Annotated in this window: 5 protein-coding genes, 1 pseudogene and 1 riboswitch; of the genes and pseudogenes, 5 read left to right on the top strand and 1 reads right to left on the bottom strand. The window is 69.6% G+C overall.

Going from position 1 to position 8,061, the window contains the following annotated elements; translation table 11 throughout:
• Positions 1–590, bottom strand: a pseudogene (locus tag ACTJJK_RS17820) (phosphomethylpyrimidine synthase ThiC); the annotation flags it as partial.
• 66 nt (positions 591–656) lie between these two features.
• Positions 657–765, bottom strand: a riboswitch (TPP riboswitch).
• An 84-nt stretch (positions 766–849) separates the two neighbouring features.
• On the opposite strand from ACTJJK_RS17820, the gene ACTJJK_RS17815 reads away from it, so the two are divergent.
• The 5 genes from ACTJJK_RS17815 to thrC all read left to right on the top strand — a co-directional run bounded on the left by ACTJJK_RS17815 (position 850) and on the right by thrC (position 7,694).
• A complete protein-coding gene (locus ACTJJK_RS17815) occupies positions 850–1,518 on the top strand; it encodes a hypothetical protein (protein WP_440730852.1) in 669 nt (222 codons plus the stop codon).
• Between the two features lie 142 nt (positions 1,519–1,660).
• Positions 1,661–2,209 carry a YbhB/YbcL family Raf kinase inhibitor-like protein gene (locus ACTJJK_RS17810; protein WP_440730851.1) on the top strand — a complete coding sequence of 183 codons (549 nt, stop codon included), beginning with the start codon at positions 1,661–1,663 and terminating at the stop codon, positions 2,207–2,209.
• 363 nt (positions 2,210–2,572) lie between these two features.
• Positions 2,573–5,221: a bifunctional aspartate kinase/homoserine dehydrogenase I gene (thrA, locus tag ACTJJK_RS17805; RefSeq protein ID WP_440730850.1), complete on the top strand. Its 2,649-nt coding sequence runs from the start codon at positions 2,573–2,575 to the stop codon at positions 5,219–5,221.
• Entirely contained in the window at positions 5,218–6,210 is a 993-nt protein-coding gene (locus ACTJJK_RS17800; protein WP_031370338.1) for a homoserine kinase, read from the top strand. Before thrA ends, ACTJJK_RS17800 begins: the two co-directional genes overlap by 4 nt.
• Before the next feature lie 188 nt (positions 6,211–6,398).
• Positions 6,399–7,694, top strand: a complete 1,296-nt coding sequence (gene thrC / locus ACTJJK_RS17795; RefSeq protein ID WP_440730849.1) for a threonine synthase — start codon at positions 6,399–6,401, stop codon at positions 7,692–7,694.
• Positions 7,695–8,061: the final 367 nt, after the last annotated feature.

The raw sequence follows: 8,061 nt of genomic DNA, 5'->3' as shown, positions 1-8,061 counted from the left end.
TCCGGGGTGATGATCTTCTGGATGTTCGCACCGAAACTCTGGCCCGGGTGCTGGGTCAGCAGATGGCCTTCGCGGATCGCTTCCAGGCGCTGGTTCTCGCGGATCGCGATGTATTCCATTTCCGGCGTGACGATGCCGCGGCGCGCGTAATGCATCTGGGTGACGTTGGCGGCGCCGGCCGTTCCGAAGTTTTTCGCGCGACGCGGCAGCGGCCGGTTGCCGAAACGCACATGGGCGAGCTTGGGATCGTGCTCGCGCTTGCGGCCGAACTCCGAAGACAGGCCGGTCAGCGCTTCGGTGTCGCCGCGTTCGGCGATCCAGCCGGCGCGCAGCGGCGCCAGGCCGGCGGCCAGGTCGATGACCGCGCCGGTGTCGGTGTAGATGCCCGAGGTGTCGTAGACCGCCAGCGGCGCGTTGTCTTCGCCGCCGAAGATGGTCGGGGTGCGTGCCAGCGCGATCTCGCGCATCGGTACTTGCAGGTCCGGACGCGAGCCTTGCACGTGGATCTTGTGCGAGCCGGGGATCGGGCGGGTAACGTCGGCCGACAGCTTCTCGGCTTGCTGGATCAGTTCGGAGGGCACCGCATTCATCGGAATTCGTCCTGTAGTTCGCTCATTCGAGCCGGGACGAAGCGGGCGGCGCGCGGACGCGCTGAAGGCGCCTCCGGCGAAGCTTCCCTACGGCGGTCTAAACCGCATCAGGTTCGAAGGGTCTGTCTCAACCACCGGGCCGTTCAGGCCATCGGCGGTACCCCCGCTTCAACGCGCATTAGACATGGAAACCGGCGACGGCGCCAATCCGGCGACGGCGGCGATTGCCCGCGATGACCGGGCCGGCTAGGGTTCGGCGATGAAACCGACCCTGCCGCGCCGACGCGCCCACGTTCTGCCCACCCTCGCCGCGCTGGTCGTGGCCCCGCTGGCCATCGCCCTGTCCGCCTGCGCCGGCCCGGCGGCGAAGCCCGGCCCCGCCCCCGGCCTCGCCGCGCCAGCCGCCACCGCGGCGAGCCATCGCTCCGACCTGCTCGACCGCCTGCGCCCGCTGTGCGGCCAGGCCTTCGCCGGGCGCGTCGTCGTCGACACCCCCAAGAGCGCCGACGACCCGTTCGCCGGCAAGCCGCTGGTCATGCACGTGCGCGAATGCGGGGCGAACGAAATCCGGGTGCCGTTCCATGTCGGCGACGACCGCTCGCGCACCTGGGTGCTGCGCGACGATGGCACGCGCTTCAATCTCAAGCACGATCATCGCCACGCCGACGGCAGCGCCGACGCCATGACGCTATACGGCGGCGACTGGCGCGAGTCGCCGCGCGCCGGCCGCTACGAGTTTCCCGCCGACGACGAAAGCAAGGCCTTGTTCGGCAAGCTCGGCCGCGCGGTCTCGATTCCCAATGTCTGGGCGATCGAGATCGACGAGCGCCGCTTCGTCTACGAACTCGCCCGCCCGGGGCGATTGTTCCGGGTCGAATTCGACCTGACCCAACCGGTGCTGGCGCCTCCGCCGCCGTGGGGCAGCTGAGCCACGCCTGACACGCCGACATTCGCCAGGCCGCGCCGGCTGGCGATAATGCACAGCCGTTCCTTTCATGATCGTGCCGCTTGCACGCCCATGACCCGCCGATGCCTTCGCCTCGGTCCATCGCCCACACGGATGCCACGCCATGAACCTGTTGCGCCATGTTCTGTCCATCGCCTTGCTGCTCGCTTCGCCGCTGGCATTGGCCGCCGACTTCGTCGTCGAAAGCCCCGACATCCGCGACGGCGACACCATCGACGCGCGCTACGTGTTCAACGGTTTCGGCTGCAAGGGCGCCAATCAGTCGCCGGCGCTGGCCTGGCACAACCCACCGGCCGGCACCCGCAGTTTCGCGATCACCGTGCACGATCCCGACGCCGCGGGCGGCAAGGGCTGGTGGCATTGGGTGGTGGTCAACATCCCGGCCAAGGCCACGTTTCTCGACAGCGGCGCGAGCGCGGTTGCGAAGGCCTTCCCGCCGGGCGCCGTGCAGACCCGCAACGATTTCGGCAAGCCCGGTTATGCCGGGCCCTGCCCGCCGGCCGGCACCACACATCGCTACGAATTCACGGTGTGGGCGCTCAAGGTCGACAAACTCAAGGTCGACGCCAACGCCGGCGGCGCCCTGGCCGCCTTCATGCTGCGCGATCACGTCATCGGCCAGGCCCGGATCACCGCGAACTACGGCCGCTGAGTCCGCGCCGGCGCGTCCCCCGCCCGGGTCCGCGTCCGGCTGGGGACAGGGGGCCCTGGCGGCGGCCGATTCCGCCGTTCGCCACATTCCTGCCGCCCCCCACTTGACGCGCCGCACAACGACGGGTTATTGCTAGCCCCATGCACCCCGCCTTCGCCATCGCCCACAACGTCTCGACCCAGCCGCAAGGCGGGGTATCGGCGATTGTGTCGATGTCGATTACCACCACCGGTACCGGTACCACCTCTCACAAGGTGCGGACGGGCGTGTCCAGCTAATCGACCACGCCGCTCCGCACCCGACCAGGGTGCGGGCTGCCAGCCTCACCCGAACCGGGACACGGAGCTCCATCAGGAGTTTTCCATGTCGTCCGCTCAACCTCAGCCCGCCCTCGCTCAGCCAGGCCTCGCTCAGCCAGGCCTCGCTCAACAAGGCCCCGACGACCCGCCCGAAGCGGCTGGGTCCGACGCCGAACCGTCCAAACCCGCGCAAGCCTTCGCCGCGTCACCGGCGCAGGAATCGGCCTATGCCCCGGTACGCGCGCCCGCACGCCATGCTCACAAATTCGGCGGCAGCAGCCTGGCCGACGCCGGCCGTTACCGCGTCGCCGCCGGCCTGCTCGACGACGGCGCACCGCAACGGGTGGTGGTGGTCTCGGCGATGCAGGGCGTCACCGATGCGCTGGTCGCCCTGGTCGCCCTGGTCGCCGACGCCCGCGCCGGCCAGAACTGGGTACCGGCCTGGTCCGAGCTGCGCCAACGCCACCTCGACACCGCCGACGCACTCGACGGCCAACACCGTCACGGTGCACACGCGGCGATCGAGACCGACTTCGATGGCCTGCGCGCGGCGCTCGAAGCGCTCGCGACCGCCTCCGACGGCGCCTACGCCGATGCCCTGCCCGGCCTCGGCGAAGTTCTGTCTTCCTACCTCATGCACGCCGCACTCGGCGGCGATGGCGCGGGCTGGACGCGGCTCGACGCGCGCGAGGTGCTGGTGGTGCATCCGGGCGAGATGGGCGTCGGCGTGGATTGGGCGCTGAGCCGCGCGCGCCTCGCCGACTGGCGCAAACACCATGCCGACAACGATGTCGTCGTTACCGGTTTCGTCGCCCGCGACACTCAGGGCCACGACACCACGCTTGGCCGCAACGGCAGCGATTACTCCGCGGCGATCTTCGCCAACCTGTTCGACGCCGATGCGCTGACGATCTGGACCGACGTCGACGGCGTGCTGTCGGCCGACCCGCGCCTGGTGCCCGATGCGGTGTGCCTGCCGACGATGTCGTATGCCGAGGCCTGCGAACTCGCTTATTTCGGCGCCAAGGTCCTGCATCCGCAAACGCTGGCCCCGGTGCAGCAACGCGGCATCCCGCTGCGCATCCGCAACACCCGCAATCCGCAGGCGCCCGGCACCTTGATCAGCCTGGTGTCGGAACCCGATGCGGCGCCGGTCAAGGGCTTGAGCCTGGTCCACGACCTGGCGGTGCTGGAACTGATCGGCAACGGCATGGTCGGCGTGCCCGGCACCGCCGAACGCCTGTTCGGCGCGCTGCGCAGCGCCGGCGTGTCGGTGACGATGATTTCGCAGGGCTCGTCCGAGCATTCGATCTGCTGCGTGGTGCGCGCCGACCAGGCCGCGCGCGGCCGCGACGCCATCGTCGCCGCCTTCGCCGATGCCATGGCCGACGGCCAGGCCCAGGAAGTCACCGTCACCCCGGACATCTGCGTGCTCGCCGCGGTCGGCGACGGCATGGTCGGCACGCCCGGCGTCGCCGCGCAGTTGTTCGACGGCCTGGCCAAGGCGCGCATCAATCTGCGCGCGATCGCCCAGGGCGCCGGCGAACGCAATATCTCGGTCGCCATCGCCGCGCGCGACGCCACCCGCGCCCTGCGCGCCGCGCACTCGGCGTTCTGGCTGTCGCCGCATTGCCTGTCGATCGGGTTGATCGGCCCCGGCAAGGTCGGCCGCGCCCTGCTCGCGCAACTGCACGAAGCGCAATCGCGTTTCCAGCGCGACAGCCGCCACAACAAGGTCGACCTGCGCCTGCGCGCGATCGCCGACAGCCGCCGCATGCACTTGGCGCCGCGCGCGATGGCCTTCGAGGATGCGCACGAGGCGCTGGCCGCCGATGGCGTGGAAACCCTGGACCTGGAACGCTTCGCCGCGCACGTACGCGCCGAGCACATCCCGCATGCCTTGATCGTCGATTGCAGCGGCAGCGACGCGGTCGCCGCGTTCTATCCGCAATGGATCGCCGCCGGCATTCATATCGTCACGCCGAGCAAGCACGCCGGTTCCGGCCCGCTGGCGCGCTACGAGGCGATCCGCGAGGCCGAGCGCAGCGGCGGCCAGTTCCGCTACGAAGCCACGGTCGGCGCCGGCCTGCCGGTGATCCAGACCCTGCGCTCGCTGCTCGACACCGGCGACGAACTGACCGAAGTCGAAGGCATCCTCTCGGGCACGCTGGCCTGGTTGTTCAACCGCTACGACGGCCAGACTGCGTTCTCCGAACTCGTGCGCGAAGCGCATGCGCTGGGCTATACCGAACCCGATCCGCGCGACGACCTGTCCGGCACGGACGTCGCCCGCAAGCTGGTGATCCTCGCCCGTGAAGCCGGCCGCGCCTTGTCGCTCGACCAGATCGAGGTCGAGAGCCTGGTGCCGGAAGCGCTGCGCAGCGTATCGAAGGAAGAATTCTTCGAGCGCCTGCACGAACTCGATGCGCCGCTGCAGCAGCGCTTCGACGCCGCGCGCACCGCCGGCCTCAGCCTGCGCTACCTCGCCCGTCTCGATCGCGAAGGCCGCGCCAGCGTCGGCGTGGTCTCGCCGCCGCCGGGCCATGCCGCCTTGCACGGCGCGCTCACCGACAATCTGATCCAGTTCCGCACGCGCCGTTACGCCGATAATCCGCTGGTGGTGCAAGGCCCCGGCGCGGGCCCGGACGTCACCGCCGCCGGCGTATTCGGCGACCTGCTGACGATCGCGCAAACCCTTGGAGCCCGTGCATGAGCGCCGCTTTTTCTTCCGCCTCCTCTTCCGCTCCGTCGGCCGCCGACGCAGCCGCGCAGCGGCGCCAGGCCAGCGCGTTCGCGCCGGCCAGCGTCGGCAACATCGGCGTGGGCTTCGACCTGCTCGGCCATTCGATCGAAGGACCGCGCGATGTCGCCACGGTGCGGCGCATCGAGGCGCCCGAAGTACGCATCCGCGCGATCCGCGGCGACGTGCCCGGCGCCGACTCGCTGCCGCTGGAAGCCGCGCGCAACACCGCCGGCCAGGCCTTGATCGCGCTGCGCGAAAAACTCGGTCTCGAGCACGGTTTCGAACTCGAACTCGACAAAGGCATACCGCTCGGCTCCGGGCTCGGCGGCTCGGCGGCGTCCTGCGTCGCCGCGTTGGTCGCGGCCAATGCGGTGCTCGCGCAACCGCTGTCGCGCGATGCGCTGTACGAATTCGCCCTCGACGGCGAATCGGTGTCGAGCGGTAGCCGCCACGGCGACAACGTCGCGCCGATGTTGCTGGGCGGTGTGGTCATGGCGACCTCGACGCGGATGATTCCGCTGTCGGTGCCCGACTGGCTGTACGCGGTCGTGGTGCATCCCGACCAGGTGCTGGAAACGCGGCGCGCCCGCGCCGTGCTCGCCGATCCGTATGCGCTGCCCTTGGTGGTGAAGCAGAGCGCGCACCTGGCGCTGTTCCTGACCGGCTTGCAGCGCGGCGACGCCGGCCTGCTGCGCGAAGGCTTGGTCGACCTGCTGGTCGAACCGCGCCGTGCACCGTTGATCCCCGGCTTCGCCGCGGTCAAGGCGGCGGCGCTCGATCACGGCGCGCTCGGCGCGAGCATTTCCGGCGCCGGCCCGAGTTGCTTCGCCTGGTTCGCTTCGCGCGCCGAAGCCGCTGCGGCGGCACCGGCGATGCAGCAAGCCTTCGCCGATGCCGGCTTCGATTCGCGCGCTTACGTCACGCCGGTGGCGGGACCGCGCGCGGAGGTGATCGGGTAGCGGAAAAGCAGAGCCCCCCTGCCCCTTTCAAAAAGGGAGGGGCAGCAACGGCAAGAGCTTCCGGCTTCCGGCTTTCACCTACTTCCCGCCTCCACCTATTCGACGTGCTTGTCTTCTCCCTTTGATAAAGGGGGACCAAGGGGGACTGCTCTCCCTGCAAGCGCAACACCATCACTTCCGGACATCGCATGAACTTCCTCAGCACCCGCGGCAACACCCCGCCGACCGCGATCGATCAGGCGCTCGTCGCCGGTCTCGCGCCCGACGGCGGGCTCTACGTGCCCGAACGCATCCCGCCTTTGTCGCAGCCGCTTAAAGCCGAACGCCTCACCGACACGGCGCAGACAGTCCTGGCACCGTACTTCGAGCACTCGCGCCTGCGCGAACGACTTGCCGAGATCTGCGAGCGCGCATTCTCCTTCGATGCGCCGCTACGCCCGCTGTCGCGGCCCGACGACTGGTTGCTCGAGTTGTTCCATGGCCCGACCGCCGCGTTCAAGGACTACGCCGCGCGTTTTCTCGCCGAAGCGCTCGCCGGCCTGCGCGAGGCCGATGCGCCGCCGACCACGATTCTGGTCGCGACCTCGGGCGACACCGGCGCCGCGGTCGCGGCCGCCTTCCATCGCCGCCCCGGTTTCGAGGTGGTGATCCTCTATCCCGATGGCCGCGTTTCGCCGCGCCAGGCGCACGGCCTGGGCTGCTGGGGCGACAACGTCCGCGCGCTGCGCGTCGACGGCGATTTCGATGCCTGCCAGCGCCTGGCCAAGCAAGCGCTGTCGGACGAAGCCCTGCGCGCGCAACGGCCGCTAAGTTCGGCCAACAGCATCAGCCTCGGGCGGCTGCTGCCGCAGGCGGCGTATTACGCGCATGCCGCCGCACGCCATTACGCCGAACGCGGCGAGCCGCTCAACTTCATCGTCCCCACCGGCAACCTCGGCAACGCCTGCGCCGCCTTCGTGGCCAAGCGCATGGGACTGCCGATCGGCGAGATCGTGCTGGCGACCAACGCCAACGACACCTTGCCGCGCTATTTCGCCGGCGCCGACTATCTTCCTCAGCCGACCCGGGCGACCCTCGCCAACGCGATGGACGTCGGCGCGCCGAGCAACTTCGAACGCCTGCGCCATTGGCACCGCGACGATGCCGAACTGCGTGCCGCGGTGCGCGCGGTCGGCGTCGACGACGCCACCATCACCGAGACCATCCGCAACGCGCCGCAGCGCCACGGCATCGTGCCCTGCCCGCACACCGCGACTGGCCTGCACTTGCTCGAGACCCTGCGCGCGCAAGGCGACGAACGCCCCTGGGCGGTGGTCGCGACGGCGCACCCGGCCAAGTTCGACAGCATCGTCGAGCCCTTGATCGGTCATGCCGTGGAACCGCCGCCGGCGCTGGCCGAGTCGTTGGCCCGGCCGGCGAACGCGGAGCCGTTGGCGGCCGACTATGCGGCGCTGCGGGAGCGCTTGTTGGCGGATGGCGCCTAAAGGGATCGCCCGCGGTCTATGTACCCCTTTGGAGAAGAGGCCACGCCCGGCGTGAACATGAAGCCTGAACGCGCCGATGCCTGGGGGATTTGCTTCGATCGCTGAGATCGAAGCCACAGTAAATCCCCCCTGCCCCCCTTTTCCAAAGGGGGAACTGCAAGCGACCGCAAAGGGGGGAACTGCAAGCGATGACGTAATACGGAGGTGGGCGCGCGCGTTCTATCGCCCCCTTTGGCAAAGGGGGCCACGCCCCGGAGAGCATGAAGCCTGAACGTGCCGACGCGTGGGGGATTTGCTTCGGCCTTGCGATCAGGGGCAAAAACAAATCCCCCTGCCCCCCTTTTTCAAAGGGGGGAACTGCAATGAG

It is taken from the genome of Lysobacter sp. 22409 (assembly GCF_052045105.1).
In the GTDB taxonomy this organism is placed as follows: Bacteria; Pseudomonadota; Gammaproteobacteria; order Xanthomonadales; family Xanthomonadaceae; genus Lysobacter; species Lysobacter antibioticus_B.
The sequence above is the reverse complement of the archived record's forward strand: the minus strand, read 5'-3'. Positions and strand labels throughout refer to the sequence as shown.